The organism is Geodermatophilus obscurus (genome assembly GCF_900115395.1).
In the GTDB taxonomy this organism is placed as follows: Bacteria; Actinomycetota; Actinomycetes; order Mycobacteriales; family Geodermatophilaceae; genus Geodermatophilus; species Geodermatophilus obscurus_B.
This window is the reverse complement of sequence record NZ_FOWE01000001.1, coordinates 540,676-566,570: the sequence shown is the minus strand read 5'-3', so window position 1 is coordinate 566,570 and position 25,895 is coordinate 540,676. Positions and strand designations below refer to the sequence as shown.

The 25,895-nt window shown below is 75.3% G+C and carries 24 protein-coding genes; 10 read left to right on the top strand and 14 right to left on the bottom strand.

The features are described 5' to 3' along the window. Positions 1-128 precede the first annotated feature (128 nt). Complete coding sequence (locus BM165_RS02485; RefSeq protein WP_143107986.1) at positions 129-770, top strand: hypothetical protein; 642 nt, start codon at positions 129-131, stop codon at positions 768-770. A gap of 10 nt (positions 771-780) precedes the next feature. Here BM165_RS02485 and BM165_RS25105 read toward each other — a convergent pair whose 3' ends face one another. The 6 genes from BM165_RS25105 to BM165_RS02455 all read right to left on the bottom strand — a co-directional run bounded on the left by BM165_RS25105 (position 781) and on the right by BM165_RS02455 (position 7,226). Further along, positions 781-999, bottom strand: coding sequence for an endonuclease VII domain-containing protein (locus BM165_RS25105; protein ID WP_208976606.1), 219 nt, complete (start codon positions 997-999; stop codon positions 781-783). 421 nt (positions 1,000-1,420) lie between these two features. Next, a complete protein-coding gene (locus BM165_RS02475; RefSeq protein ID WP_075011903.1) occupies positions 1,421-1,630 on the bottom strand; it encodes a ubiquitin-like protein Pup in 210 nt (69 codons plus the stop codon). A gap of 72 nt (positions 1,631-1,702) precedes the next feature. Continuing rightward, positions 1,703-2,689, bottom strand: coding sequence for an acyl-CoA dehydrogenase family protein (locus BM165_RS02470; RefSeq protein ID WP_075011902.1), 987 nt, complete (start codon positions 2,687-2,689; stop codon positions 1,703-1,705). Next, on the bottom strand, positions 2,686-4,191 hold the full coding sequence (dop, locus tag BM165_RS02465; protein WP_075011901.1) for a depupylase/deamidase Dop: 1,506 nt from the start codon (positions 4,189-4,191) through the stop codon (positions 2,686-2,688). Before dop ends, BM165_RS02470 begins: the two co-directional genes overlap by 4 nt. Positions 4,192-4,381: 190 nt before the next feature. Then, entirely contained in the window at positions 4,382-6,163 is a 1,782-nt protein-coding gene (arc, locus tag BM165_RS02460; protein ID WP_075011900.1) for a proteasome ATPase, read from the bottom strand. Between the two features lie 118 nt (positions 6,164-6,281). Further along, complete coding sequence (locus tag BM165_RS02455; protein ID WP_280140673.1) at positions 6,282-7,226, bottom strand: tRNA (adenine-N1)-methyltransferase; 945 nt, start codon at positions 7,224-7,226, stop codon at positions 6,282-6,284. Between the two features lie 87 nt (positions 7,227-7,313). Here BM165_RS02455 and BM165_RS02450 point away from each other — a divergent pair, with 87 nt between their 5' ends. Further along, positions 7,314-8,228: a RecB family exonuclease gene (locus BM165_RS02450; protein WP_075011899.1), complete on the top strand. Its 915-nt coding sequence runs from the start codon at positions 7,314-7,316 to the stop codon at positions 8,226-8,228. A 348-nt stretch (positions 8,229-8,576) separates the two neighbouring features. Continuing rightward, on the top strand, positions 8,577-9,755 hold the full coding sequence (locus BM165_RS02445; protein ID WP_075011898.1) for an amidohydrolase family protein: 1,179 nt from the start codon (positions 8,577-8,579) through the stop codon (positions 9,753-9,755). Positions 9,756-9,758: 3 nt separating this feature from the next. Here the strand turns inward: BM165_RS02445 and BM165_RS02440 are convergent, their stop codons facing one another. Both BM165_RS02440 and BM165_RS02435 read right to left on the bottom strand, forming a co-directional pair. Further along, entirely contained in the window at positions 9,759-10,451 is a 693-nt protein-coding gene (locus tag BM165_RS02440) for an HAD family hydrolase (protein ID WP_075011897.1), read from the bottom strand. 198 nt (positions 10,452-10,649) lie between these two features. Then, positions 10,650-10,895 carry a hypothetical protein gene (locus tag BM165_RS02435; protein ID WP_143107985.1) on the bottom strand — a complete coding sequence of 82 codons (246 nt, stop codon included), beginning with the start codon at positions 10,893-10,895 and terminating at the stop codon, positions 10,650-10,652. A 242-nt stretch (positions 10,896-11,137) separates the two neighbouring features. Between BM165_RS02435 and BM165_RS02430 the strand changes: the two genes are divergently transcribed. Together BM165_RS02430 and BM165_RS24610 are read left to right on the top strand one after the other, a co-directional pair. Beyond that, positions 11,138-11,635 (top strand): DUF5994 family protein, encoded by a 498-nt coding sequence (locus BM165_RS02430; protein WP_075011895.1) that lies wholly within the window; start codon positions 11,138-11,140, stop codon positions 11,633-11,635. A 113-nt stretch (positions 11,636-11,748) separates the two neighbouring features. After that, complete coding sequence (locus BM165_RS24610) at positions 11,749-11,886, top strand: hypothetical protein (RefSeq protein WP_177225068.1); 138 nt, start codon at positions 11,749-11,751, stop codon at positions 11,884-11,886. A 43-nt stretch (positions 11,887-11,929) separates the two neighbouring features. Here BM165_RS24610 and BM165_RS02425 read toward each other — a convergent pair whose 3' ends face one another. From BM165_RS02425 to BM165_RS02415, 3 genes are read right to left on the bottom strand one after another with little or no spacing between them, the layout of a single operon-like run. After that, positions 11,930-13,252 carry an ATP-dependent 6-phosphofructokinase gene (locus tag BM165_RS02425; protein WP_075011894.1) on the bottom strand — a complete coding sequence of 441 codons (1,323 nt, stop codon included), beginning with the start codon at positions 13,250-13,252 and terminating at the stop codon, positions 11,930-11,932. 53 nt (positions 13,253-13,305) lie between these two features. Next, positions 13,306-14,307: a zinc-dependent alcohol dehydrogenase gene (locus BM165_RS02420; RefSeq protein WP_075011893.1), complete on the bottom strand. Its 1,002-nt coding sequence runs from the start codon at positions 14,305-14,307 to the stop codon at positions 13,306-13,308. Position 14,308: 1 nt separating this feature from the next. Then, positions 14,309-16,633, bottom strand: coding sequence for a transketolase-like TK C-terminal-containing protein (locus BM165_RS02415; RefSeq protein ID WP_075011892.1), 2,325 nt, complete (start codon positions 16,631-16,633; stop codon positions 14,309-14,311). Positions 16,634-16,700: 67 nt separating this feature from the next. Between BM165_RS02415 and BM165_RS02410 the strand changes: the two genes are divergently transcribed. Together BM165_RS02410 and BM165_RS02405 are read left to right on the top strand one after the other, a co-directional pair. Then, positions 16,701-17,054: a nuclear transport factor 2 family protein gene (locus tag BM165_RS02410; RefSeq protein ID WP_075011891.1), complete on the top strand. Its 354-nt coding sequence runs from the start codon at positions 16,701-16,703 to the stop codon at positions 17,052-17,054. Positions 17,055-17,295: 241 nt separating this feature from the next. Then, on the top strand, positions 17,296-17,913 hold the full coding sequence (locus tag BM165_RS02405) for a hypothetical protein (protein ID WP_075011890.1): 618 nt from the start codon (positions 17,296-17,298) through the stop codon (positions 17,911-17,913). A 111-nt stretch (positions 17,914-18,024) separates the two neighbouring features. Here the strand turns inward: BM165_RS02405 and BM165_RS02400 are convergent, their stop codons facing one another. The 3 genes from BM165_RS02400 to BM165_RS02390 are packed head-to-tail and all read right to left on the bottom strand — an operon-like array spanning position 18,025 to position 20,830. After that, complete coding sequence (locus tag BM165_RS02400) at positions 18,025-19,050, bottom strand: NAD(P)-dependent alcohol dehydrogenase (RefSeq protein ID WP_075011889.1); 1,026 nt, start codon at positions 19,048-19,050, stop codon at positions 18,025-18,027. After that, positions 19,047-19,787 (bottom strand): metal-sulfur cluster assembly factor, encoded by a 741-nt coding sequence (locus BM165_RS02395; protein ID WP_075011888.1) that lies wholly within the window; start codon positions 19,785-19,787, stop codon positions 19,047-19,049. Before BM165_RS02395 ends, BM165_RS02400 begins: the two co-directional genes overlap by 4 nt. Then, positions 19,787-20,830 carry an amidohydrolase family protein gene (locus tag BM165_RS02390; RefSeq protein ID WP_075011887.1) on the bottom strand — a complete coding sequence of 348 codons (1,044 nt, stop codon included), beginning with the start codon at positions 20,828-20,830 and terminating at the stop codon, positions 19,787-19,789. The genes BM165_RS02395 and BM165_RS02390 overlap by 1 nt, the downstream gene beginning before the upstream one ends. A 199-nt stretch (positions 20,831-21,029) precedes the next feature. On the opposite strand from BM165_RS02390, the gene BM165_RS02385 reads away from it, so the two are divergent. The 3 genes from BM165_RS02385 to BM165_RS02375 are packed head-to-tail and all read left to right on the top strand — an operon-like array spanning position 21,030 to position 25,867. Next, complete coding sequence (locus tag BM165_RS02385) at positions 21,030-22,520, top strand: AAA-type ATPase lid domain-containing protein (RefSeq protein ID WP_208976605.1); 1,491 nt, start codon at positions 21,030-21,032, stop codon at positions 22,518-22,520. Between the two features lie 60 nt (positions 22,521-22,580). Beyond that, positions 22,581-24,674, top strand: a complete 2,094-nt coding sequence (gene pta / locus BM165_RS02380; RefSeq protein WP_075011886.1) for a phosphate acetyltransferase — start codon at positions 22,581-22,583, stop codon at positions 24,672-24,674. Then, positions 24,671-25,867, top strand: a complete 1,197-nt coding sequence (locus tag BM165_RS02375) for an acetate/propionate family kinase (RefSeq protein ID WP_075011885.1) — start codon at positions 24,671-24,673, stop codon at positions 25,865-25,867. Before pta ends, BM165_RS02375 begins: the two co-directional genes overlap by 4 nt. The last annotated feature ends 28 nt before the right edge of the window (positions 25,868-25,895 follow it).

The following is a 25,895-nucleotide window of genomic DNA, read 5'->3' as shown; positions in this document are numbered from 1 at the left end:
TCGCCGACCCTACCGGCGGGGACGGCGGCGAGCCCGCGGCGCGGGCGGGCCTGGCCGGCGGGCGCCGTGGCGTCTAGGTTGCCGCGGCCCGGACCGACCGGACGGAGGGGGACGCAGTGGACGAGCAGGTGGCGAGGGTCGATCGGCCGGCCGGGGAGCCGGTGGTGCCGCGGGTGCCGGCGGGACGGCGCCGGGCGGCGATGGCCGCCTCGGGGCTGCTCCTGGTCGCGCTGTGCGGGCTGTGTGCGGCCTGGGGGCGGGCGGTGCTCGACAGCGACGCGATGTGGGCGGCGGTGCTGGCCACGGCGGCGGTGCTGCCGGCCGCCGGGACCCTCCACGCGCGGGTGCGGCACCACGGCGTCGGCCGGCTGCGGCTGGACGGGACGGTGCTGAGCGGACGGACCCCGCTCGGCGCGCACGGGGTCGACCTCGCGCGGGTGACGGCGGTGTCCGTCGGCCGGGACGAGGACACGGGGAGGCTGGTCACGGTGGGGCTGTCCGACCCCGGAGGGCACGTGGTGGTCCCCTGGTCGCAGCTCGAGGCGCTGCCGGAGGCCGCGGAGGTGCGCCGGCTGCTGCTGGACCGGCAGCAGCGGCTCGCGCTCGCACTGCCGCGCCTGCTGTGCGAGGCGTGGGACGTCCCCGCGCGGCCGGACGCGCTCCCCCACGGGAGCCCCCGTCCCCGGGACGGGTTCGAGCGCGTCGTCGGGGCGCTGACCGCGGTCGGGTCGGTGGCGGCGATCGCCGCGGGCGCGCTACTGGTGTCCTGAACCCGGCCGGTCAGAGAGCCGCGCCCTCCCCTGCCTGCAGCGCCCGGTAGCGCAGGACGTACTCAGCGGCGGCACGCAGGACAACGGGGTCGTCCTTGAACTGGCCGAGCCCGCCGTTGCAGTTGGAGCACAGCAACGCGCGGACCCTACCCGTCTCGTGGCAGTGGTCCACGTGCTCCGCCGGCGCCTTGACGCAGATGGCGCAGAGGCCGCCCTGCTCCGCCAGCATCGAGTCGGCCCTGCTGCAGTGATGCCGTAGCGCCTCTTGAGGTGGTAGGTCCGCGACCCACCCATCCTGTCCTTCGACGCCCTGCCCCGAGCGTTGTGGCAGGGCTTGCAGTAGGGCTGCCGTCCTGAGGGTTGACTCCGGTTGCCGACGAAGTCGTCGAGCGGCTTCACCTGGCCGCAGTCCGGGCACCACTCGTGTCCGTCGGGCACCGAGATCTCGCGGCGATGCCGACGCTTGGGTGGACCCTGGCGAGCGTCCTTGGCTCTCAGGAGGCGACGCCGTGCGTGTACTCGGGAGTAGAAGCTCAGGCCATCACGGCGCGACCGGTCGGACGTGAACTCCGCGACGGGTCGTTCCTCACCACAATCCCGACAATACTTGGTGTGTACTGTTTCCGATGAAGAACTGTCGGAAGAACGGTCTATTGTCCGCCCTTCTGAACATAGCTCCTGACAAATTCTTCTGCATTCTCCTCGAGGACGTCGTCGATCTCGTCGAGGATCGCGTCGACGTCCTCGGACACCTCCTTGTGCCGCTCGGCGACCTCGGTGTCGACCGAGGCCTCGACCTCGTCGGTTTCCTCACGCGAGCGGGTGGCGCGCTGCTGCCCGCCGGTGTCCCTGGTGGCCATGAGCCCTCCCCTGGTGCGCGCACGGTGCGTGCTGCCGCTGAAACTACCCGCAGGTACCGACATCCGGCCGTCTCACCGGGCTGCGCCGAACCGGCCGAGCAGGGCCGCGCGGATCGCCGGCCGGGAGCCGAACACCAGCAGGAACAGCGCCTCGCGGGCCGTCCGCTCGGCCACGCTGCCCGCCCGCACCGACGCACTCCCGGTGGCCACCGTCAGGGCACCGGAGGCCCGGTGGGCCAGGGCCGCCGCCTCGGCGCGCGCGGCGGGCAGGTCGGCGGGCCCGGCGGCGTCCAGACGTGCCCGGGCGGCGTCCAGCTCGCCGTCGAGCGGCGAGGGGCCGACCATCCGGCAGCACCGGCGCACCAGCCCGAGCGCCAGCGAGCCGTTGAGCCGCAGCCCGGCGGCGTCCCCGGCCCGCACCCGGGACAGCGGGGTGCTGCCGAGCAGTCGGCCGGCGGACACCCGGTGCCCGGTCAGCCGGAGCTCGACCGTCGCGCTGGCCTGCACCGCCACCAGCGACTGCGGCACCACGCCCAGGCCCGGCCCCTCGACGGCGTCGACCAGGACGAACGCCACGTCCTCGCCGTCGCGAGCGGCCACGAGCACGACGTCGACCAGTCCCCAGCCGGTCACCCAGGGCACGGCGCCGTCGAGCACCGGGTCGCCGCCGTGGCGTCGCAGGGTGACCGGCGCGGCGTCCGGACGGGTGGCCGCCTGCAGCGCGATGCCGGCCCGCCGGCGCCCCGCGCACAGGTCGGCCAGCAGGTCCGGGTGCAGCCCGGTGGCGGCCAGCCGGCCGACGACGCCGTGGTGCTGCAGCCAGACGAACGCGGTCGCCAGGTCGCCGGCCGCGAGCTCCTCGACGACGGCGGCCAGCGTCGCCCCGTCGGCGTCCAGTCCCCCGGCGCCGGCCGGGCCGACCAGGCCGTAGAGACCGGCGTCGGCCAGGGCGTCCAGCTGCCCGCGCGGGAGGACGCCGGTGGCGTCGACCTCGGCGGCCGCGGGCGCGAGCAGCTCCCCGGCCAGCCGCCGGGCGACCTCGACCGGGCCGTCCGTCACCCGCCGGTGATCGTGTCGACCAGTTCCTGCGCGCTCGACGTCGACTCGAACAGCACGCCCACGTGGTCGCGGGTCCCCTTGAGCGGCTCCATGGTGGGGATGCGCACGAGGTTCTCCCGGCCGAGGTCGAACACCACCGAGTCCCACGATGCCGCGGCCACCTGCGCGGGGAAGCGCCGCAGGCACTCGCCCCGGAAGTAGGCCCGGGTGTCGCCGGGCGGGGTCACCATCGCCCGGGTCACCTCGTCGTCGCTGAGCAGCCGCTGCATCGAGCCGCGCGCCACCAGGCGGTGGTAGAGGCCCTTGTCCGGGCGGACGTCGGAGTACTGCAGGTCGACGAGCTGCAGCCGGGAGTCCCCCCAGCCCAGCCCGTCGCGGGCGCGGTAGCCCTCCAGCAGCCGCAGCTTCGCCGGCCAGTCCAGCTGGTCGGCCAGCCGCATGGGGTCGGCCGCGAGGTCGTCGAGCACCCCGGCCCACCGGCGCAGCACGTCGGCGGTCTGGGCGTCGGTCTCCCCGGTGCGCTCGACGAAGGCGGCTGCCTGGTCGAGGTAGGCGCGCTGGACGTCGAGCGCCGTCATCCGCCTCCCGTCGCGCAGCCGCACGAGGTAGGTGAGCGACGGGTCGTGGCTGACCGCCTGCAGGGCTGCGACCGGCTCCTCGATCGTGAGGTCCTCGGTCAGCGCCCGGGCCTCGATCATCGCCAGCACCAGCGACGTCGTCCCGACCTTGAGGTAGGTCGACAGCTCGGCGAGGTTGGCGTCGCCGATGATCACGTGCAGCCGGCGGTACTCGTCGGGGTTGGCGTGCGGCTCGTCGCGGGTGTTGATGATCGGCCGCTTGAGCGTCGTCTCCAGGCCCACCTCGACCTCGAAGAAGTCCGCGCGCGAGGAGATCTGGAACCCCTGGGTGCGGCCCTCGGTGCCGATGCCCACCCGCCCGGCGCCGGCGAACACCTGCCGGGTCACGAAGAACGGGACGAGCCCGCGGATGATGTCGATGAACGGCGTCCGCCGGTCCATCAGGTAGTTCTCGTGCGCGCCGTAGCTGGCGCCCTTGCCGTCGGTGTTGTTCTTGTACAGCTGGATCGGCTGGGTGCCGGGGATGCGGGCGGCCCGGCGCGCGGCCTCGGCCATCACCCGCTCCCCCGCCTTGTCCCACAGGACGACGTCGCGCGGGTTGGTGACCTCCGGCGTCGAGTACTCCGGGTGGGCGTGGTCGACGTAGAGCCGGGCGCCGTTGGTGAGGATGACGTTGGCCATCCCGGAGTCCTCGTCGAGGTCGTTGTGGTCGAGGGCCTGCGCCGGGGAGAGGTCGAACCCGCGGGCGTCGCGCAGCGGCGACTCCTCCTCGAAGTCCCAGCGCGGGCGCCGGCGGGTGGGTGCGTCGGCCACCGCCCAGGCGTTGACCACCTGGCTGGAGAGGGTCGTCGGGTTGGCCGTGGGCTGCCCGGGGACCGAGATGCCGTACTCGATCTCGGTGCCCATCACCCGCCTGACGCTCATGCGACCGAGACTAGGCCCCGCCGACTCCCGCCCTCCGGGCCCGCCAGGGAGCCCGGGGCCACCGGCGGCACGAGGGACCACGCGACGCCGCCGGGGCGCGACGACCGGGGCGTCGGACGGGTCGCTGCCCGCCCGCCGCGCACGGGGACACCGCCGGCCGCCGCGCCGGGAGCGCGGCGGCCGGTCGGGCTCAGAGGTACTGGCCGGTGTTGGTGGCCGTGTCGATCGCGCGGCCGGACTCGCTGCCCTTGCCGCTGATGAGCGTGCGGATGTAGACGATCCGCTCGCCCTTCTTGCCCGAGATCCGCGCCCAGTCGTCGGGGTTGGTGGTGTTGGGCAGGTCCTCGTTCTCCTTGAACTCGTCGACGCACGCCTGCATGAGGTGGCCGACCCGCAGGCCGCGGGAGCCGACCTCGAGGCTCTCCTTGATGGCCATCTTCTTGGCGCGGTCGACGATGTTCTGCAGCATCGCCCCGGAGTTGAAGTCCTTGAAGTACAGGACCTCCTTGTCACCGTTGGCGTAGGTGACCTCGAGGAAGCGGTTCTCCTCGCTCTCGGTGTACATCCGCTCGACGGTGCGCTGGATCATCGCCTGGATGGTGGCCTCGGCGCTGCCGCCGTTCTCGGCGAGGTCGTCGGGGTGGATCGGCAGCGTCGGCGTCAGGTACTTGCTGAAGATGTCGCGGGCCGCCTCCGCGTCGGGCCGCTCGATCTTGATCTTCACGTCGAGGCGGCCGGGCCGCAGGATCGCCGGGTCGATCATGTCCTCGCGGTTGGAGGCGCCGATGACGATGACGTTCTCCAGGCCCTCGACGCCGTCGATCTCGCTGAGCAGCTGCGGGACGATCGTCGACTCGACGTCGGAGGACACCCCCGAGCCGCGGGTGCGGAAGATCGAGTCCATCTCGTCGAAGAAGACGATGACCGGCGTGCCCTCGCTGGCCTTCTCGCGGGCCCGCTGGAACACCAGCCGGATGTGCCGCTCGGTCTCGCCGACGTACTTGTTGAGCAGCTCCGGGCCCTTGATGTTGAGGAAGTAGGACTTGGCCTGCCCCTCCCCCTTCACCGCGGACACCTTCTTGGCCAGCGAGTTGGCCACGGCCTTGGCGATCAGCGTCTTGCCGCAGCCGGGCGGGCCGTAGAGCAGGATGCCCTTCGGCGGGCGCAGCTCGTACTCGCGGAAGAGGTCCGCGTGCAGGAACGGCAGCTCCACGGCGTCGCGGATCTGCTCGATCTGCCGGGACAGGCCGCCGATGTCGGAGTAGTCGATGTCGGGGACCTCCTCGAGGACGAGCTCCTCGACCTCGCTCTTGGGGATCCGCTCGTACACGTAGCCCGACCGCGACTCCAGCAGCAGCGAGTCGCCGACCCGCAGCGGCTGGTCGGTGAGGGAGTCGGCCAGGTAGACGACCCGCTCCTCGTCGGTGTGGCCGATCACCAGGGCCCGCCGGGTGAGCCCGTCGACGGGCTCGAGGAGCTCCTTGAGCATGACGACGTCGCCCTGCTTCTCGAAGCCGAGCGCCTCGACGACGTTCATCGCCTCGTTGAGCATGACCTCCTGGCCGGGGCGCAGCGCCTCGCCCTCCACGGCCGGGGAGACCGAGACCCGCAGCTTGCGGCCGCCGGTGAACACGTCGACGCTGCCGTCGTCGTGCCGGCCGAGGAAGACGCCGTAGCCCGACGGCGGCTGGCCGAGCCGGTCGACCTCCTCCTTGAGCGTGACCAGCTGCTCGCGGGCGTCGCGCAGCGTGCCGGCCAGCTTGTCGTTGCGCTCGGAGAGGAAGGCCGCGCGGCCCTCCGCCTCGGCGATCCGCTCCTCCAGCGCGCGCACCTGGCGCGGGCTGTCGGACACCTTGCGGCGCAGCAGGCCGATCTCCTCCTCGAGGTAGGAGATCTGGGAGAGCAGGGCGGAGACGTCACGCTCGCGCCGCGCTCGGAACTCGTCGGGACCATTGCCATGGCCGGGGCCCATCGCGCACCTCCGCACACATCGGGGGGAGCCAGGAGGCAAATCTATACACGCCGACCGACACCCTGCCCGGGGCTCGCGGGGACCGTGACGCCCCCGTCACCGGCGCGCGGCGGGGTGGTCAGCCCTTGCCGGCGCGGCGCTGCCGGACCGGGGCGACGACGCCCTCGGCCAGCCGGCGGGCGCTCACCAGGAACGCCGTGTGGGCGACCATCCGGTGCTCGGGACGCACCGCCAGCCCGACGGCGTGCCACGGGCGGACCAGCGACTCCCACGCGTAGGGCTCGGTCCACCCGCCTTGCGCGCGCAGCGCCTCGACGTAGGTGGACAGCTGCGTGACCGTGGCGACGTAGCCGACTAGGACGCCGCCGGGGCGCAGGGCCGCGGCGACGGTCGGCAGCACCGCCCAGGGCTCGAGCATGTCCAGCACCACCCGGTCGACGACCTCCTCGGCGGGGTGGTCGGCGAGGTCGCCCAGGCGCAGGTCCCAGTTCTCCGGCACGCCGCCGAAGAAGGCGCCGACGTTGCCGCGGGCGACGTCGGCGAAGTCCTCGCGCCGCTCGTAGCTGGTGACGCGGCCGGACTCCCCGACCGCGCGCAGCAGCGAGCAGGTCAGCGCGCCGGAGCCGGCGCCGGCCTCCAGCACCCGCATGCCGGGGCCGATGTCGCCGCTGCCGACGATCTGGGCGGCGTCCTTGGGGTAGATGACCTGGGCGCCGCGCGGCATCGACAGGACGAAGTCGGCCAGCAGCGGGCGCAGCGCCAGGTAACCGGTGTTGGCGGTGGAGTGCACGACCGAGCCCTCGGGCGCGCCGATGAGGTCGTCGTGGGCGATGGCGCCGCGGTGGGTGTGGAACTGCTTGCCGGCCTCCAGGACGACGGTGTGCAGCCGGCCCTTGGGGTCGGTGAGCTGGACCCGGTCCCCGACGGCGAAGGCGCCGGGCACGGGCCCCCCCACGGCGGTCGGCGACCGGCGACCGGCCGGGACCTCCTCGGCGGCGGGCGCGAGGGCGGAGCTGTCGGCGTTCCGGCTGGGGTCGGGCTGCGGGTCGGGCTGCGGGTCCACGGGCGGCGAGCCTAGGCGAGCGGCGGATCGGTCCCGTCCGGCGCGGGGGCGGCGGAACTGTCGGTGGGGCGACCTAGCCTCGATGACATGACGGCAGCGGTCTTCCCCGACACCACCGCCGGCGGCGAGCAGGCCCCGGACGCGCGGGCGCCGCGGCGGCCGTCGCTGTCGCCCAGCCGCGCGGCGGACTTCAAGACCTGCCCGCTGCTCTACCGGTTCCGCACGATCGACCGGCTGCCGGAGAAGCGCAGCCCGGCCGCGGTGCGCGGCACGCTGGTGCACGCCGTCCTCGAGCGGCTCTACGACCTGCCGCAGGCCGAGCGCACCGTCGAGGCCGCCCGCGGGCTGGTCGGCCCGGCCTGGGAGGAGCTGCAGGCCGACCCGGAGGTGGCGGCGCTGTTCGCCCCCGGTGAGGACGGCGCCGAGCCGCCGTCGCTCGAGTCGTGGCTGGCCTCGGCCGGGACGCTGGTGGAGACCTACTTCCGGCTGGAGGACCCGACCCGCATCCAGCCCGAGGGCCGCGAGCAGCTGGTCGAGGTCACCCTGCCCGACGGGCTGCTGCTGCGCGGCTACGTCGACCGCCTCGACGTCGCCCGCAACGGCGCACTGCGGGTGGTCGACTACAAGACCGGCTCGATGCCGCGCGAGGCGTTCGAGTCCAAGGCGCTGTTCCAGATGAAGTTCTACGCGCTGGTGCTGTGGCGCACCCGCGGCGTGGTGGCCAGCCAGCTCAAGCTCATCTACCTCGGCGACGGCGAGGCGCTCACCTACGCCCCCGAGGAGGGTGAGCTGCTGCGCTTCGAGCGCACGCTGCTGGCGATCTGGGCGGCGATCGAGCGGGCGGTGGCCACCGGCGACTTCCGGCCCAACCGCACGCGGCTGTGCGACTGGTGCGACCACCAGGCGCTGTGCCCCTCCTTCGGCGGCACTCCCCCGCCGTTCCCCGCCGAGGCCGCCGCCGCGGCCGGCTGGGCGACGCTGCCGGTCGTCGAGCGCGACTGACGCCTGCCCCCGCGCCGTCCCCCGGGTCCGCCACCGCGGGGACGACGGCGGCGCGCCGGTGTCTCCGCTCGGGTGACCGGCGGCGACCCACCGCGGCCTCTGCGGCGCCTCTCCCACCGACGGCGATCCCCGACAAACGATCATGGCGCCGGCGCGGCGACACGCCGCCGCCGATCGGGGGGTCGCCACGTGGACTCCGTGATCACTGCACGCCTGCGCGGTAGCAGGTTCTGCCTGCACAGTTGGGGATAACGGAGCGTTCAGGTCCCGAGACGCGTGGGGTCCCGTTGACCGGCCCCAGGGCGGCCCGGGAGCGTGCGCCCACGTCCGCCACCCCGAGGAGGCCGGATGCGGGGCTACCGGGCCGACCGCGCCTTCGACGGTGAGCGGGTGCTGCCCGGCGGCGCGCTCGTGCTGGTCGACGGGGAGCGCATCGTGGCCGTCCAGCCGGCGGGCACACCGGCACCCGCGGACGTCCGGGTCACCGCGCTGCCCGGCACCACGCTGCTGCCGGGGCTGATCGACACCCACGTGCACCTGTGCGGCGACAACGGGGTCCGCGCGTTGGAACAGCTCCCCGAACTGAGCGCCGCTGAACTCGACGCCGTCATCACCGCCGCCCTCGCCCAGCAGCTCGCCGCTGGTGTCACCGCCGTCCGTGACCTCGGCGACCACCGGTGGGCCGTCGTCGACCGGGCGCCGCGGACCGGACCCACCGTGGTCGCCGCCGGGCCGCCGATCACCTCGCCGGGCGGGCACTGCTGCTCCATGGGGGGCGAGTCGTCGGGTGCCGAACAGCTCCGGCGGGCCGTGCAGGACCGCGCCGAGCGGGGCGCGGACCTGGTGAAGGTCATGGCCAGCGGCGGGGCCATGACGCCCGGCACCGACATGTTCGCCTGCCAGTTCAGCGACGACGACCTGCGAGCGGTGGTCGAGGAGGCCCACCGGCTCGGCCTGCCCGTCACCGCACACGCGCACCCCGTCGTCGCGGTGGAGCAGGTCCTGGCGGCCGGTGTCGACGGCATCGAGCACGGCTCCTGCCTGACCGCCGAGGGGTTCGGGGTGCCGCCGCGGCTGGCCGAGGCGCTGGCGCGCGCCGGCACGGTCGTCTGCCCGACGCTGGGGATCCTCCCCGGCGTCGCGCCGCCGCTGCGCGTCCAGGAGCTGATCGACCGGCTGGGGATGACCTACGAGCGCCGCCTGCAGGTGACCGGGGACCTGCACCGGGCCGGCGTCGTGCTGGTCAGCGGCGTGGACGCCGGGATCGGTCCCGGCAAGCCGCACGGCCTGTTGCCACTCGCGGTCGCCGATCTCGCCGACGCGGGGATGCGCCCGGCGGACGCGCTCGCCTCGGCGACCGGCCGGGCCGCCGACGCCTGCGGGCTGGGCGGCCGGACCGGCCGGCTGGCCGCCGGCCTGGACGCCGACCTGCTCCTGGTCGACGGCGACGCCACCGCCGACCTCGCGGCCCTGCAGCGGGTCCGTCTGGTGGTCTCCCGCGGCCGCGAGGTGGCCCCGGCGGCGTGAGCGTCAGCGGGAGGCGGCGGCCCGGTCGAGGAGCAGCCGCTCCAGGTCGGCGACAGCGAGCCCCTCGAGGGTGTCGCGCAGCACCAGTCCCGGCGCCGGGGCCAGCGGCTGCAGGGAGGGCACCCCGAGGACGGCGCACCCGGCGGCCAGGCCCGCCGCGATCCCGGAGGCGGAGTCCTCGACGACCACGCAGTCGGCCGGGTCGACACCGAGCGCCGCCGCGGCCTGCAGGTAGGGCGCCGGGTCGGGCTTGAGCGCGGGCACCTCGTCCCCGCAGACGGTGAGGTCGAAGGGCGGCACGTCGAGGTCGCGGGCCAGCCGCGCGATCACCAGGTCGGCGAGCGGACGGGACGTCGTGGTGACCAGCGCGGTGGGCAGCGCCGCGGACCGCACCTGGGCGAGCAGCTCGCGGGCCCCGGGGCGCCAGGGGGCGTCCTCGGCGAGCAGGCCGGCGACGGTCTGCTCGACCCAGGCGGCGTCGGTCTCCCACTGCGCCGCCCGGTCGGTGCCGAGGTCGGCGTAGAGGATGTCCAGGGCGGTGCGCATGCTCGTGCCGACCGTCGCCTCGCGGGCGGGTCCGCCGAGCTGCCCGCCCAGGCGCTCCGCGAGGCCGGACAGCGCCGCGCCCCAGTGGTGCTCGGTCGCCACGAGGGTGCCGTCCATGTCGAACAGGACGGCGGCGAGGCGGTCTGCCATGTGGTCTCGGTGTCCTTCGCTGTCGTCTCCGGGCACGCGGGTGCGCGCCGGGAGGGTCCCGGGCTCGGCCACCGGCGCGGGTGCCGGGCTCGTCGTCGAGGTCCGGAGCGGGTCCGTCCGCCAGGTGGGCTCCGTACCCAGTGTCCCAGCCGGCGCGGCGACGGGGTGGCGCCCACCGGCGGAGCCCGGAGACCCCGGTCAGCGCAGGCGCCGCAGGACCGGCAGCGCGGCGACCACGGCGGCCGCGGCGACGGGCCGGGAGCTCGCCCGGCGTCCGTCGGCGACGCCCACGAGCGCCCAGACCAGCGTCGCGCCGTAGACCCGCTGCAGCGGCGTCGCGGTCCGGGCCGGGAGAGTGGCCACCCCGAGGCCGCCGAGCGCCAGGGCGGTGGCGATCCCGGCGGCCGAGGCGGGCCGGCCCGCCGGGACCAGCCCCTCCCCCACCACCGGTGACGCCAGGTTGACCCCGCGGGCCGCCGCTCCCCAGCCGGCCAGCGACCCAGCGGCCAGGGTCTCGTCCCCGCAACGGCCGCGCGTGTGCGGTCCGCCCGCCTCCCGGCGGGTGTAGGTTCAGGAGACGGTGCCGCTCCGGCGCCCAGCCCCTCCGCTCCCGGAGGGAGATCGGCGGTCCCGGACATGGGACTCACCCCGCACCCCCTCCGCCCCCGCCGGACCGCGGTCCGGTCGTGACGACGATCCGGGTCACCCGCCGCGGCCCCGAGCCCGCGGCACCGCCTGCGGCCGCCGGTGCCGACGACGGCGCCGTCCGGCTCGCGCTCATCGACCCGCCGTCGGCGCGGACCACGCTCGACGGGGCCTGGTGGCCCCGGACGGCGGACCTCGAGGCCGAGCTGTCCCCCCTGCTGGAGGAGCTGCAGCGCCGCGGCATCCGGGCGACCCGGGTCGCGTACAACCCCGACGCGTGGGCGGTCACCCCGCGACGGCTGCAGACCGGGGACCGCACCGTCCGCCTCGGCTGGTTCCGCCACCTCGACCCGCACCTGCTCAACCTGACCGGCGACCCCGGCCGCGGCCGGCTGGACCTGCTCGTGGTGCCGCCGCGGACCACCCCGGCGGCGGCCGAGCGGGCCTTCACCGCGGCCACCGACCGCTCGAACCACGACGAACCCACGCTCCTGCTCGCCGGCCTCGACGCGCCGGCGGGCGGGCGCCCCTCCGCCTGAGCCCGCGGGGCCGGCGCGCCGGCCCCGCACGGCGCCGGCCGACCGGCCGGCGCACGTCCCGGCCGGACCGCCTCCCGAGGCGGCGCCGTCCACCCGCCGACCAGGAGCCCGCCATGGCCGACAAGTCACCGCGCCACTCGATGTCGAAGAAGTCCGGCAAGTCCATCAAGGAGAAGCGCACCGACCGCAAGGCCAAGGTCGACGCGCGGTCGCAGATGGAGCGGCTGACCACTCCCGACAAGAAGCAGTGACCCCGGCCCCGGGGGGCGGCGCCGGCCGCGCCCCGGGGAGCCGCTACTCGAAGCGGACGGGCTGCCCGGTGGCCTCGAGCACCGACATCCACAGGTCGCCCAGCGGGTCGACGTGGTTGCGCCGGCTGACCGCCAGCGCCATCGGGATGTGCACGAACCGGCGCCGGCGCCGCGCCACGATCACCTCGGTGCGCCCGGCCATCGCCGCGTGCACCGCGGCGTGGGCCAGCCGCAGGCAGTAGGCGCTGTCGTAGGCGTTGGCCGGCACGCTGCGGATGGCGTAGCTGGGGTCGAAGTAGCGGACGTTGTTCTCCACGCCGGCGGCGTCGAGGTGCTCGGTGATCAGCCGCCGCAGCAGCCGCCCGACGTCGCCGAGCCGGACGTTGCCCGAGGCGTCGCGGCCGGGCTCCTCGCCCTCGATGTGCTCCTGCCCGGCGCCCTCGGCCACGACGACGACGGCGTGCCCGCGCTCCTGCACGCGCCGGCGCAGGTGCTCCAGGAAGCCCCGCTCGCCGTGCAGGGTGAAGGGCACCTCGGGGATGAGCACGTAGTCGGCGTCGTCCTTGGCCAGCACCGAGTAGCAGGCGATGAAGCCCGAGTGCCGGCCCATGAGCTTGACCAGCCCGACCCCGCCGGGCGCGGACCGCGCCTCGACGCTGGCCGCGTGGATGGACTTGGTGGCCTCGGCCATCGCCGTCTGGAAGCCGAAGCTCTGGTCGATGTAGGGGATGTCGTTGTCGATCGTCTTCGGGATGCCGACGACGGCGACCTTCAGGCCGCGCTCGCCGATCACGCGGACGACGTCCATGGCGCCGCGGAGGGTGCCGTCGCCGCCGACCACGAACAGGATGTTGATGTTGAGCCGCTCGAGGGCGTCGACGATCTCCTCGGGGTCCTGCTTGCCGCGCGAGGTGCCGAGGATGGTGCCGCCCTCGTCGTCGATGTGCTGGACGACGTCGGGGGCCAGGTCGACGACGTCCTCCCCGTAGTGCGGGATGAAGCCGCGATAGCCGTTGCGGAAGCCGACGATCCGGCGGACGCCGTAGTGGCGGGCGAGCTCGAGCACCAGCCCGCGGATGACGTCGTTGAGCCCGGGGCACAGCCCGCCGCAGGTGACGATGCCGACCCGGGTCTTGGCCGGGTCGAAGTAGATCCGCTTGCGCGGGCCGCCGGGCTCGAGGCTGGGCAGCCCCTGCACCGGCACGTCCCGCGCCCCGGCCATGGACAGGGTGTCGTCGAAGAGGACCCGGTCGTCCTCCATCACCGAGTGCTGCGTCGTCTCGCGGGCCTCGAGCCGCTCGGCCAGCGGTGAGTCGATGCGGCAGGGCCCGAGCGTCCGCACGGCGAGGTCGTCGTGTCCGATCACGTGCCGAACGCTTCCACACGCCGCGGCGCGCCCGTCACCGGGCTCGCCGGGGCTCACCGCAGCGCGGGGTCGACCTGCACCTTGGGGCCGGCCCCCGCGGGTCGACGACCGGCCAGCACGTCACCGACGCCGTCGAGGCCGACGGTGGCCGCGACCAGCGGCCGCGGGTCGACGGTGCCGGCGGCGTACGCGGCGACGGTGGCGGCCAGCCCCGGGGAGGCCGACAGGACCCCGACCGCGGTCACGTCGCCGAGGACCAGCGACCGGGTGTCCAGGGTGCTCGCGGTCGTGGCCAGGCCGATGAGGACGACCCGGCCGGCGGGCTCGACGAGGCCGAGCGCCCGCGCCGGGGTGGCGGCGTCGGTGGAGGCGTCGACGACGGCGTCGAAGGGCAGGGCGGGCACGGTGACGTCGGCGGCGAACCCCAGGGCGCGGGCGAAGGCGAGCGACGGCGCGGTCACGCCCAGCAGGTGGACCTCGGCGCCGGCGGCCCGCAGGAACAGCGCCGTCAGCACCCCGATCGTCCCGGGGCCGACGACGAGGACGCGGTCGCCGGGGCCTCCGCCGGTGGCCTGCGCCGCCCGCAGGGCGTTGCCGCCGGGCTCGACGAGGGCGCCGACGACCGGGTCGACGGTGCCGGGCAGGACGTGCAGCGACCGCGCCGGCACCGCCAGCCGCTCGGCCAGCGCGCCCGGGCGGTCGCCGAGGATGCCGACCTCCTGCCGCTGCCCGCACACGTGCTGGTGCCCGCGGCGGCAGCGGCGGCAGGTGCCGTCGCCGAGCATGGTGTCGCCGGTGACGCGCCGTCCCACCCACGCGGGGTCGACCCCGTCCCCGGTCGAGGACACCGTGCCGGCCCACTCGTGGCCCAGCCGGAGCGGGTAGGAGGCGAGGCCCTGGCGCAGGTAGGCCTGCTCGCCGGTCCAGAACTCGACGTCGGTCCCGCAGACGCCGGCCCGCTCGACCTCGACGACGACGTCCCCCGGGCCGGCGACCGGCTCCGGGACGTCCTGGACCCCGCCCTCCCCCGGCGCGGTGACGACGAACGCGCGCACCTCAGTCGACCAGGTCGAGCGCGGCGCCGACCACCGAGTCGACGTCGATGCCGTGGGAGCGGTAGACGCTGTCGAGGTCGCCGCTCTGGCCGAAGCGCGTGACGCCCAGGTGGGTCGCCGGCACCCCGCGGACGCCGGCGAGGAAGGCCAGCGTGTGCGGGTGGCCGTCGAGCAGGGTGACCAGCGGGGTGGCCCGGCCGGCGGGGAACGCGCCGTCGAGCGCCCACGGCGACGCCTCGTCGAGGCCGCGGCGGGCCTGCAGCGCCCGGAACAGCAGCCCGGGGCTGGTCACGACGACGACGTCGGCGGGGAACCCGAGCCCGTCGAGCCGCGCGGCGGCCTCGAGCGCCTCGGGGACCAGCGCGCCCATGGCGGCGAGGGTGACCGCGGGGCGGGCCACCCGCCGCAGCGGGTAGGCGCCGGCGACGACCTGGCGCCGGCGGCGCTCCCGGGCCGCGGGGTCGGCGGGGACGGCGGCCAGCGCCTGGTCGACCGGGCGGGTGGAGAGCCGCACGTACGCCGACTGCCCGCCGGCGCGGCCCATCTGCCCGAGCGCGGCCAGCAGGCACCACTCGGTGTCGAGGGCGAACGCCGGCTCGTAGGACAGGCACCCCGGCTGCTCGAGACCGATCGACGGCGTGGTGATCGACTGGTGCGCCCCGCCCTCCGGCGCGAGCGTCACCCCCGACGGCGTGCCGACCAGCAGCGACTGCCCGCCGGCGTAGACGGTGAACGACCAGGGCTCCAGCGCCCGCCCGACGAAGGGGTCGTAGAGCACCCCGATCGGCAGCAGCGGCTGGCCCCACCGCGACCAGGTCGCCCCCAGCTCGCCGATCGCCCCGACCAGGTTGGTCTCGGCGATGCCGAGCTCCACGTGCTGCCCGGAGGGCCGCTCGCGCCAGTGCAGGATCGTCTCGGGGTCGTCGGCGAACCAGTTGCGCCGGTCCTCGTGCGACCAGACGCCGACCTTGTTCACCCAGCCACCGAGGTTGGTCGAGCTGGACACGTCGGGGCTGACGGTGACCACCCGCCGGCCCACCTCGGGCGCGGCGCGGGAGAGGTCGAGCAGGGTCCGGCCCAGCGCGGCCTGCGTCGTCGCGGTGCCCGACGGGGTGCGGCCGAGGTCCTCCGGCACGGCCGGCGGCGGGGCGGTGTCGGCCGGCGGCCGGGCGAGGCGGGCGGCCGCGCCGGCGAGCAGCCGCGCCGGGGCGCTGCCGGCCGGGAAGCCGGCCCACGGGTCGGCCGGGTCGGCGCCGACGCGGGCGGCCAGCTCGTGCAGCTGGGCCTCGGTGAGCAGCGCGGAGTGGTTCTGCGGGTGGCCCTCGGTGGCCAGGCCGTAGCCCTTGAGCGTGTAGGCGATGACGACGGTCGGGCGGGTGTCGTCGATCCGCGCGAAGGCCCCCCGCAGCGCGGCGAGGTCGTGGCCGCCGAGGTTGCGCACCGCGGCGACGAGGTCGGCGTCGGGTACCTCGGCGACGAGGCGGGCGACCGCGGCGGCCCCGGGCCCCTCCCCCGGCAGCTCGCGGCGCACCTCCTCGGCCGAGCGGCGCAGCAGCCGCTGGTACTCGGCGTTGCCCATGCCGTCGATGCGGTCGCGCAGCGCCGCGCCGCCGGGGCGGGCGAACAGCTCCTCCAGCAGCGCCCCGTACTTGACGGTGAGCACCTGCCAGCCGGCGGCGGCGAACATGCCCTGCAGGCGGGTGGCGCCCATCGTGGGCACGACGCGGTCCAGCGACTGCCGGTTGAGGTCGACGACCCACACCACCTCGCCGAGCTCGGCGACCATCGGGTCGAGCACGGCCTCCCAGACGGCGCCCTCGTCGAGCTCGGCGTCGCCGACCAGCGACCACTGCCGCCCGGTGCCGCCGGCGCCGAACTGGGTGTTGACGTAACGGCGGGCCAGCGCCCCCCAGATCGGCGCGGTCGCCCCGATGCCGACCGAGCCGGTGGAGTAGTCGGCCGGGACGGGGTCCTTCAGCCGCGAGGGGTAGGACTGCAGCCCGCCGAACTGGCGCAGCGTGGTCAGCCACGAGGCGTCGAGCTGCCCGAGCAGGAACTCCAGCGCGTGCAGCACGGGGCTGGCGTGCGGCTTGACGCTCACCCGGTCGTCGGCCTGCACCTGCTCCAGCCACAGCGCCGTCATGATCGTGACCATCGAGGCGCTGGAGGCCTGGTGGCCGCCGACCTTGAGCCCGGTCGGGTTGGGGCGCACCCGGTTGGCGTGGTCGACGACCGCCGTCGCCAGCCACAGCACGCGCTGCTCGATCTCGCGCAGGGCGGCGTCGTCGGCACCGGTGGCGGGCGGCCGCGGGGCGGCGAGCGTCATGGTTCCTCCTGTCGGACGGTGCCACCAGGATGGCGGTCGCCCCGGCCGCCGTCGCGAGAGGACCCCCGTGACCGCACCCGATCGTGAGGCGCGGCTGCGCGCCCTCTACCAGGCGTTCACCGCACGCGACCTCGACGCGGTGCTGGCCGCCATGGCCCCGGACGTCGACTGGCCCAACGGCTGGGAGGGCGGCCGGGTGCACGGCCACGACGGCGTCCGCGGCTACTGGGAGCGGCAGTGGGCGCAGATCCGCCCGCTGCTGCGGCCCACCGCCGTCGAGGAGCGCCCGGACGGCGCGGTCGCCGTCACCGTGGCGATGACCGTCCGCGACCCGTCCGGCACCGTGCTGTCGCGGGAGACCGTCCGGCACGTGTACCGGTTCGACGGCGACCTGGTGCAGCGGATGGACGTCGAGCGGTAGGAGCACCCGATCCCCTGCTGCCAGCCGAGCTAGTCACGGATCGCGGTCGGGACGTCACCACGGAACTCGACGAATGCGGTGAAATGCATTCTGTCACCGAAGGCGGGATCAGCGGGATCGGATCGCGAGGAATCCCGAGGAAATGCGAGGTTACCGTCAGGTACTCCTTTCCGATTGGTGGCGCGAGCACCCACCATCCCTCCGCCCGGGGACCATCCGACCCACACGGAGGAGCACGCCCATGCGACGCAGCTTGGCGATCGGCGCCCTGACGACCCTGCTCATCAGCCTGACGGCGGGTTCGGCACTCGCCACCGGCGACCATCCCGCTCCGGACGCGGAGGAGACCGGCGCGGAACAGTTCGTCCCGGTCGACCCCGCCTTCTACGACGAGGTCGTGCAGGCCGAGGCGTGCGGATCGATCGTGACGATCACCGCCGGGGACGTGCGCGAGGTCGAGGAACGCGTCACCGAGCTCGCGACCGGGGAGGTCCTCGTCGAGTTCCGGGGCGCCGCCACCGTGGACCTGGTGCGCGAGAGCGACGGAGCCGTGATCGACGAACTCGACATCAGCGGACCCGGGTACGAACTGCAGCGGACCGTCGGGAACGAGGTCCGGATCACGAACGTGCTCTACGGCGCCAGTCTGCTCTTCCCCTACGCCGGCAGCGCGGTGGACATCGCGGCGTTCGAGGAGGCCGGCATCCCCGACCTGGCGTACTTCACGGCGCCGGAGGAGAGCGTGGAAGTGGAGATCGTCGTGGACGCCGAGACCGGTGAGCCCCTCGAGGTGGAGTTCGACGAGATCGACGCCGAACTCGTCGACCTCTGCTGGCTGTTCGACCACCGGCCCTGGTGACCCCGCAGCACTGACGGGCACCACTGACGGGGCACCACCGACCGGAGAGCACCGGACCCGCTGACGAGGAGGCGCGGAGGCGACCGGCCTCCGCGCCTCCTCACCCGCCGGTCACGGCACGAGGATCGCGCGCCCCCGGACCTTCCCGGCGTCGAGGTCGCGGATCGCGTCCACGGCCCGGTCCAGCGGGTACTGCTGGGTGTGCAGGGTGACCTTCCCGGCCTGCGCGAGCACCATCAGCTCGGCCAGGTCGGTGTAGGTGCCGACGATGTTGCCGACGACGTTCTTCTCCCCGGCGACGAACTCCAGCGTCGGGATCCGCAGCTCGCCGCCGTAGCCGATGACGTAGAGCGAGCCGGCCGGGCCGGTCATGCGCCAGCCGTCCATCTCCGCGCCCTGCTCGGCGACGAAGTCGAAGACGACGTCGGCGCCCCCGCCGGTCAGCTCCTGCACCGCCTGCACCTGGTCCCCGTCGGCGACCACGGTCTCGTCCGCGCCGATCCGGCGGGCGAGCTCCAGGGCCTCGGGGTTGCGGTCGACGACGACCACCCGCGCGCCCGAGAGCGCCGCCAGGCACTGGACGCCGATGTGGCCGAGGCCGCCGGCGCCCTGCACGACCGCCGTGGTGCCCGGGTGCAGCAGCGGCAGGGCCTTGCGCACCGCGTGGTAGGCGGTGATGCCCGCATCCGCGAGCGCGGCGACGTCGGCGGGGTCGGTCGACGGGTCGAGCTTGACGCAGGCGCGGGCGGTGGTGCGCAGGTACTCGGCCATGCCGCCGTCGTCGTTCGACAGCCCGGGGAAGAAGGCGTTCTCGCACTGCATGTCCCGGCCGGCGCGGCACGGCATGCACAGGCCGCAGCTGGGCTGCGGGTGCAGGATCACGGTGTCGCCGACGGCGACGTTGGTGACGCCCTCCCCGACCGCGTGCACCCACCCGGCGTTCTCGTGCCCGATCACGTAGGGCAGGTCGGGGTCCTGCAGGTCGGCCCACTGGCCCTCGAGGATGTGCAGGTCGGTCCGGCAGACCCCGGCCCCGCCGATCCTGACGATGACGTCGAGGGGACCCCGCAGCTCCGGTTCGGGGATGTCGTCGATCCTGGGGTCGGCGTGGTACTCGTGCACGCGGACGGCCTTCATGACAGGACCTCCAGGGGCAGGACGGGACGGTCGTCGGGCCGGGGCGCCTGGTCGGCCTCTGACCCCGGGTAGCGGGTGGTGAGCAGCCCGCGGCAGAAGTGCGCGTTGCCGTCGACGGAGATCCGCACCGACCGCGCGCGGCGCAGCACCATCTCCGCGTCGTCCGGGCCCGGGCGGCTGCCGTCGTCGCGGACGAGCACGGGCGCGCCGTCGTCGACCGGGAGGCCGACGGCGGCCCGCCGGCGGCGCAGGGCCGCCGCGTCGTCGGCCGGGAGGTCGCCGAGGGTGACCGCCCGGACGTCGGCGGAGGGGTCGGCGCGCAGCAGGGCGGTGAGCGCACGCTCCATCGCCGCGGTGTGCGCCTTGCGGACGAAGGTCGCCCGCAGCTCGTCCAGGGACTCCTCCGCCTCGTGCCCGAAGGTGCCCCGGTAGCCCAGCCCGGCGGCGAGGCCGGCGTTGATCAGGTCGGAGTCGGAGTGGTCGTCGAGCTCCACCACCACCCGCTGCACCCCCGGGACGGCGGAGACCGCGTCGTGGGCGTCGGACACCATGAGCCAGGCGAAGTTGGGCGCGCAGAAGGAGGTGGGCAGCCGCAGGTGCACCTCCACGGCTCCCCCGTCGACGGCGACCGAGCGGACGAAGCCGAGGTCGGTGACCGGCTCGTCGAGCTCGGGGTCGACGACGGTGCCGAGCGCCGCACGCACCGCCCCGGCCAGGTCGGGGAGGACCGCCGTCATCACACGGCCGCCAGGTCGGCCGCGGCCGGCTCCCGCGGGCCGGTCTGGGTCTCGTCGGCCTCGGGCAGCCGCAGGTGCCCGGGGACGTCGAGGTCGTAGAGGCGGGCGGCGTTGAGGCCGAGCACCTTCTTCTTCACCTCGGTGGACAGCGGCGCGTACTCGGTCATGTCCTCGGGGATCTGGAAGTCCACGAACCGCTCGACCAGCCACTTCGGCGTCCACAGCGCGTAGTCGCTGGAGAACAGGATCCGGTCCTCGCCCAGCCAGTAGACGAGCTCGCCCATGATCTGCGCGAAGTAGCGCGGCCGGGTGTGGATGAACGGGATGGCCACCGCCAGGCCCGCGACCACGTTGGGCTCCTGGGTGGCGATCCAGCAGAAGTCCTCCAGCCGCGGCAGCCCGCAGTGCTCCACCACGAACGTCAGGTCGGTGAAGTCGGTGGCCACGTGGTCGACGTCGGCGACGTCGAAGGCGTCGCGGTCCAGCGGCCGGATCGTCGGCCCCTTGTGCACGTGGATGTTGCGGATGCCCAGCTCCTGGCACAGCTCCAGGTAGCGGTGGGCCATCGGGTCGGTGAGCTTCCAGCCGCGGGACTCCCCGTGCCAGTCGGCGGTGTAAAGCTTCACGCCCTTGAGGTGCATGCGCTCGGCGGCGGCGCGCAGGGCGTCGAGGCCGTTCTCGCCGTCGCGCGGGTCCCAGTAGTGGTTGTAGGTCAGCTTGTCGGGGTGGGCCTGCGCGAGGGCGAACGCCTCCTCGGTCTGCCCGAACCCGCGGTGGTAGAACTCCGCCAGCCGCGCCGGCTGGAAGACCGCGTGGTCGACGATCCCGTCGACGAACACGTCCCGCATCAGCCGCTCACCGCCCTGGTAGAGGTACTCCTCGTAGGGCCAGACCTCGGACTCCGGGGACAGGTTGCGGTGGTAGTCGTAGAAGCAGTCGATGAACTGCCTGCCGTGCACGTTGCGCTGGTTCTCCGGGCGGGCGTCCCACAGGGCGATGTGGGCGTCCACGACGTAGTACTGCTCGCCGTCCTTGGTGTACATCCCGCGGCCTCCGTCGGCTCGGTGTGAGGTGGATCACCTCGCTGGGGCAGACGCTAGGAGCGGGCGTGGCCCGCGCCCAGCCCCGCGGTGTCTCACTCTGAGACGCCGCGGCGGCCCCGCCGCCGCGTACATTCCGCGGGAGGGAGGCCACCCCAGGCGGCGGCGCAGCCGCGGGGGACGCACTCAGCCGGAGGTGCCCGTGGAGCCGCGCCCGGACGACCTGCCCACCGCGCCGGGCCCGCTGCCCGACGCCGCCCCGGCCGGCCGGCGGGTGCGGGCGTCCTGGCGCCGCAGCCAGGTCTACGGCGTCCCGCCCGACGAGGTGGTGCCGGTGTTCACCGGCTCCCCCGACACCGGCTCGCTGCTCTACGAGTGCGCGCACCGGGTGCTCACCGACCTGCAGTCGACCATCGCCACCGAGCCGGTCAGCCTCATGGTCGCCGACCCCGCCGGCTTCGTCCTGACCCGGCTCGGCGGCGACTCCTCCATCCACCGGGCGCTGGACCGGGTGCACCTGGCACCGGGCTTCTCCTACAGCGAGCGCAACGCCGGCACCAACGGCCTGGGCCTGTCGCTGGCCGACCGGGCGCCGTCGCTGGTCCGGGCCGCCGACCACTGGTGCACCGACCTGCGCGGCTACACGTGCGCGGCGGCGCCGGTGCTCGAGCCGGTCAGCGGCGAACTGGCCGGCAGCATCAACCTGACCACGTGGTCGGACTCCTCCTCCGACCTGCTGCTGGGCCTGGCGCAGACGGCAGCCAGCGCCACCAGCGCGCTGATGGCGCTGCGCAGCGGCGGTCGCGCGGTGCCCCGGTCGGCGCCGCGTGGCGAGGTGTTCCGGGTGGTCGGCGGCTCCCCGGCGGCCGACGACGGCGACCCGTGCGTCTCGGCGGCCTGGCGGGCGGCGGTCGGTGCCGCGGCCCGCGCGGTCGGCGGGGGCGAGGTCACCACCGTCGTCGGGGAGCCGGGCGCGGGGAAGGCGACGCTGGCCGCGCTGGCCGTGCGGCGGCTGCCCGGCCGCCGGCGGTTGTTGCACGCGCGCGCACCCGGGACGGGCGACACCGCGGACGTGGCCGCGTGGCTCGACCTGTGGACCCCCGGGCTCCGCGACGACGACACCTGCGTGATCGTCTCCGGCACGCACACCCTCCCCGCCTGGGCCGCCGGGGAGCTCGCCCAGCTGCTCGGGGCGGTCCGGCGCACCGGCCGGTCGCAGCCGTTCGTGCTCACCGCGCCCGACTACGCGGCACTGCCCGACCCCCTCGCCCGGCTCACCGACGCCGTCGTCGAGGCGCCCCCGCTGCGCGCCCGGGCCGACGACGTGCTGCCCCTGGCGGCCTGGTCGGCCCGGCAGGAGCGGCACCGCAGCGTGCCGTTCACCCCGCGCGCCACCCGGGCGCTGACCGGCTACGGCTGGCCGGGCAACGTCGCGCAGCTGCGGCGGGTGGTCCGCGAGGCGGTGACCCGCGCCGACGTCGTCGACGTCCACCACTTGGCGCCGGAGGTGCTCGACGGCGGCACCCGCCCGCTGTCGCGGCTGCAGCGGCTCGAGCGCGACGAGATCGTCCGCTGCCTGATCGAGCCCGGCACCACGATGACCCAGGTCGCCGAGGAGCTCGGCATCGGCCGCGCCACCCTCTACCGCAAGATCGCCCAGTACCGGATCGCGGTGCCGCCGCGCTCGGGCTGACCGTCGTTCCCCGGGCCGGACCGCCGCCCGCGCCCTAGGGTCGCGGCAGGAGGTGGGGCGGTGTCGGACGGGCTGTACGTCACCGGCTGCGAGCCGGCCACGGGGAAGTCCGCGATCGCCCTGGGCGTGTTCGAGCTGCTCGCCCGGCGGGTGGGCCGGCTCGGGGTCTTCCGGCCGGTCGTGTCCGGTGGCGAGGCGGGCGGCGACGGCGACGGGGTGGTCGACCTGCTGCTCCCCCGCGCGCACGGCGACCTCTCCCCCGACGCGTGCGTCGGCGTCACCTACGCCGACGTGCTCGCCGACGAGGACCGCGCGCTGTCGGAGATCGTGGCGCGCTACCGGGCGCTGGCGGCGCTGTGCGACCGGGTGCTCGTCGTCGGCTCGGACTTCAGCGAGGCCGGCGCCGCCCGGGAGCTGGCGCTCAACGCCCGGATCGCGGCCAACCTCGGGCTGCCGGTGCTGTGCGTGGTCTCCGGGCGTGACCGCGACCCCGCGGCCGTCGCTGTCGCCGTCGAGGTGGCGCAGGACGCGATGCGCGACGCCGGCGCCGAGGTGGTCGCCGCCGTGGTCAACGGGGTGGCGCCCCGGCAGCTGCCGGCCGTGCGCGACCGGGTCGGCGGCGGGGACCCGCCGGTGTACGTGCTCCCCGAGGCCCCGGTGCTCACCGCCCCGACGATGGCCGAGGTGGCCCGCGCCTGCGACGCCCGGGTGCTCACCGGTGACGACGCGACGCTGGGCCGGGAGACCTCCGGCGTCCTGGTGGCGGCCATGACCATCCCCAACCTGCTCGAGCGGCTGGTCGACGACGTCGTGGTGATCACCCCCGGCGACCGCGCCGACGTCGTCCTCGGCGTGCTGGCCGCCCACCTGTCCGGCGGGTTGCCGGCCCCCGCCGGGCTGGTGCTCACCGGGGGGCTGGAGCCGGCCCCGCCGGTGCGCAGCCTGCTCGCCGGGATGCCGGTGCCGGTGCCTGTGGTGCTCACCGACCACGACACCTACGCCACCGCGACCCTCGCCGGGTCGGTGCCCGGCCGGATCCGGCCCGGCGCCCCGCGCAAGATCGACGTGGCGCTGGCACTGGTCGAGGAGCACGTCGACGGCGCGGAGCTCCTCGACCGCACCGCCGTGGCGCGGCCGCGGGTGACCACGCCGCTGATGTTCGAGTACGAGCTGCTGGACCGGGCGCGCGCCGACCGCCGGCACGTCGTCCTCCCCGAGGGCACCGACGAGCGGGTGCTGCGGGCCGCCGAGCGGCTGCTGCGGCGGGGCGTGGTCGACCTGACCCTGCTCGGCGACGCCGCCGAGGTGCGCGCCGCGGCCGCCCGCGCCGGCGTCGACGTCGGCGCCGCCCGGCTGCTGGACCCCTGCGAGCCCGACCTGCGGGAGCGGCTGGCCGTCGAGTACGCCCGCCGCCGGGCGCACCGCGGGGTCACCATGGACGCCGCCCGCGACGTCGTCGTCGACGTCTCCTACGCCGGCACGCTGATGGTCGCGCTCGGCCTGGCCGACGGGATGGTGTCCGGCGCGACCCACACGACGGCCCAGACCATCCGCCCGGCGCTGGAGCTGGTGAAGACCGTCGACGGCGTCTCGATCGTCTCCAGCGTCTTCTTCATGTGCCTGGCCGACCGGGTGCTCGTCTACGGCGATTGCGCGGTCAACGTGCACCCCGACGCCGAGCAGCTGGCCGAGATCGCGGTCACCTCCGCGCAGACGGCGGCGCGCTTCGGCGTCGAGCCGCGGGTGGCGATGCTGTCCTACTCCACCGGGGCGTCGGGCAGCGGCGAGGACGTCGACCGGGTGCGGACGGCGACCGAGCTGGTGCGCCGGCGGGCGCCGGAGCTGTCGGTGGAGGGGCCGATCCAGTACGACGCCGCCGTCGACGCCGGGGTGGCGCGCACCAAGCTGCCCGGCAGCGACGTGGCCGGCCGGGCGACGGTGTTCGTCTTCCCCGACCTCAACACCGGCAACAACACCTACAAGGCCGTGCAGCGCAGCGCGGGCGCGGTGGCGGTCGGCCCGGTGCTGCAGGGCCTGCGCGCGCCGGTGAACGACCTCTCCCGCGGCGCGACCGTGCAGGACATCGTCAACACGGTGGCCATCACGGCGATCCAGGCGCAGGGCCCGGCGCCCCGGGACACGGCGCAGTCGTGACCGGCCGGGTGCTGGTCGTCAACTGCGGGTCCTCCTCGCTGAAGTACCGGCTGGTCGACGTCGCCGCCGGCGAGGCGCTGGCCTGGGGGCTGGCCGAGCGGATCGGGCAGCCCGAGGGCCGGCTCACCCACGCCCGGGCGGGCGCCGAGCCCGACGTCGCCGAGCAGCCGCTGCCCGACCACGAGGCGGCGCTCACGGCGGCGCTGGCGGCCTTCGACCGCACCGGCCCCGCGCTGGCCGACGCCGGGCTGGTCGCGGTCGCCCACCGGGTGGTGCACGGCGGGGACCGCTTCTCCGCGCCGGTGCTGGTCGACGACGACGTCCTCCGCGCCGTCCGGGAGCTCGCGGCGCTGGCGCCGCTGCACAACCCGGTCAACGCCGTCGGCATCGACGTGGCGCGGCGCGCCTTCCCCGACCTGCCGCACGTGGCGGTGTTCGACACCGCCTTCCACGCGACGCTGCCGGCCGCGGCCTCGACCTACGCGGTGCCCCGGGAGTGGGCGCGCGAGCACGGCGTGCGGCGCTACGGGTTCCACGGCACCTCGCACGCCTTCGTCTCCCGCGGCGCCGCGGAGCTGCTCGGCCGGCCGCTGGAGGAGACGAACACCGTCGTGCTGCACCTGGGCAACGGGGCGAGCGCCACCGCCGTCGCGGGCGGCCGCAGCGTCGACACCTCGATGGGCATGACGCCGCTGGAGGGCCTGGTCATGGGCACCCGCTCCGGCGACGTCGACCCGGCGCTGGGCGCGCACCTGCACCGCGTCGCGGGGCTGGGCCCGGTGGAGGTCGACCGGGCGCTCAACGGCGCCGGCGGCATGCTGGCGCTGGCCGGCACCAACGACCTGCGCGAGGTGCACCGGCGCATCGCCGACGGCGACGACGCCGCCGTGCTCGCCCTCGACGTGTTCTGCCACCGGGTGCGCCGCTACGTCGGGGCGTTCATGGCGGTGCTCGGGCGCACCGACGCGATCGCGTTCACCGGCGGCATCGGGGAGAACGACGCCGTCGTCCGGGCGCGGTCACTGGCCGGCCTGGAGCCGCTCGGCGTCCGGCTCGACGACGAGCGCAACGCCGTCCGCGCCGGCGGCGCCCGGCGGGTGTCGGCCGACGGCAGCCCGGTCGCCGTCCTCGTCGTCCCCACCGACGAAGAGCTCGAGATGGCCCGCCAGACGGTCGCCCTCCTGGCCAGGTGACGTGCTGGAACGGCCCCTCGCAGTGCTG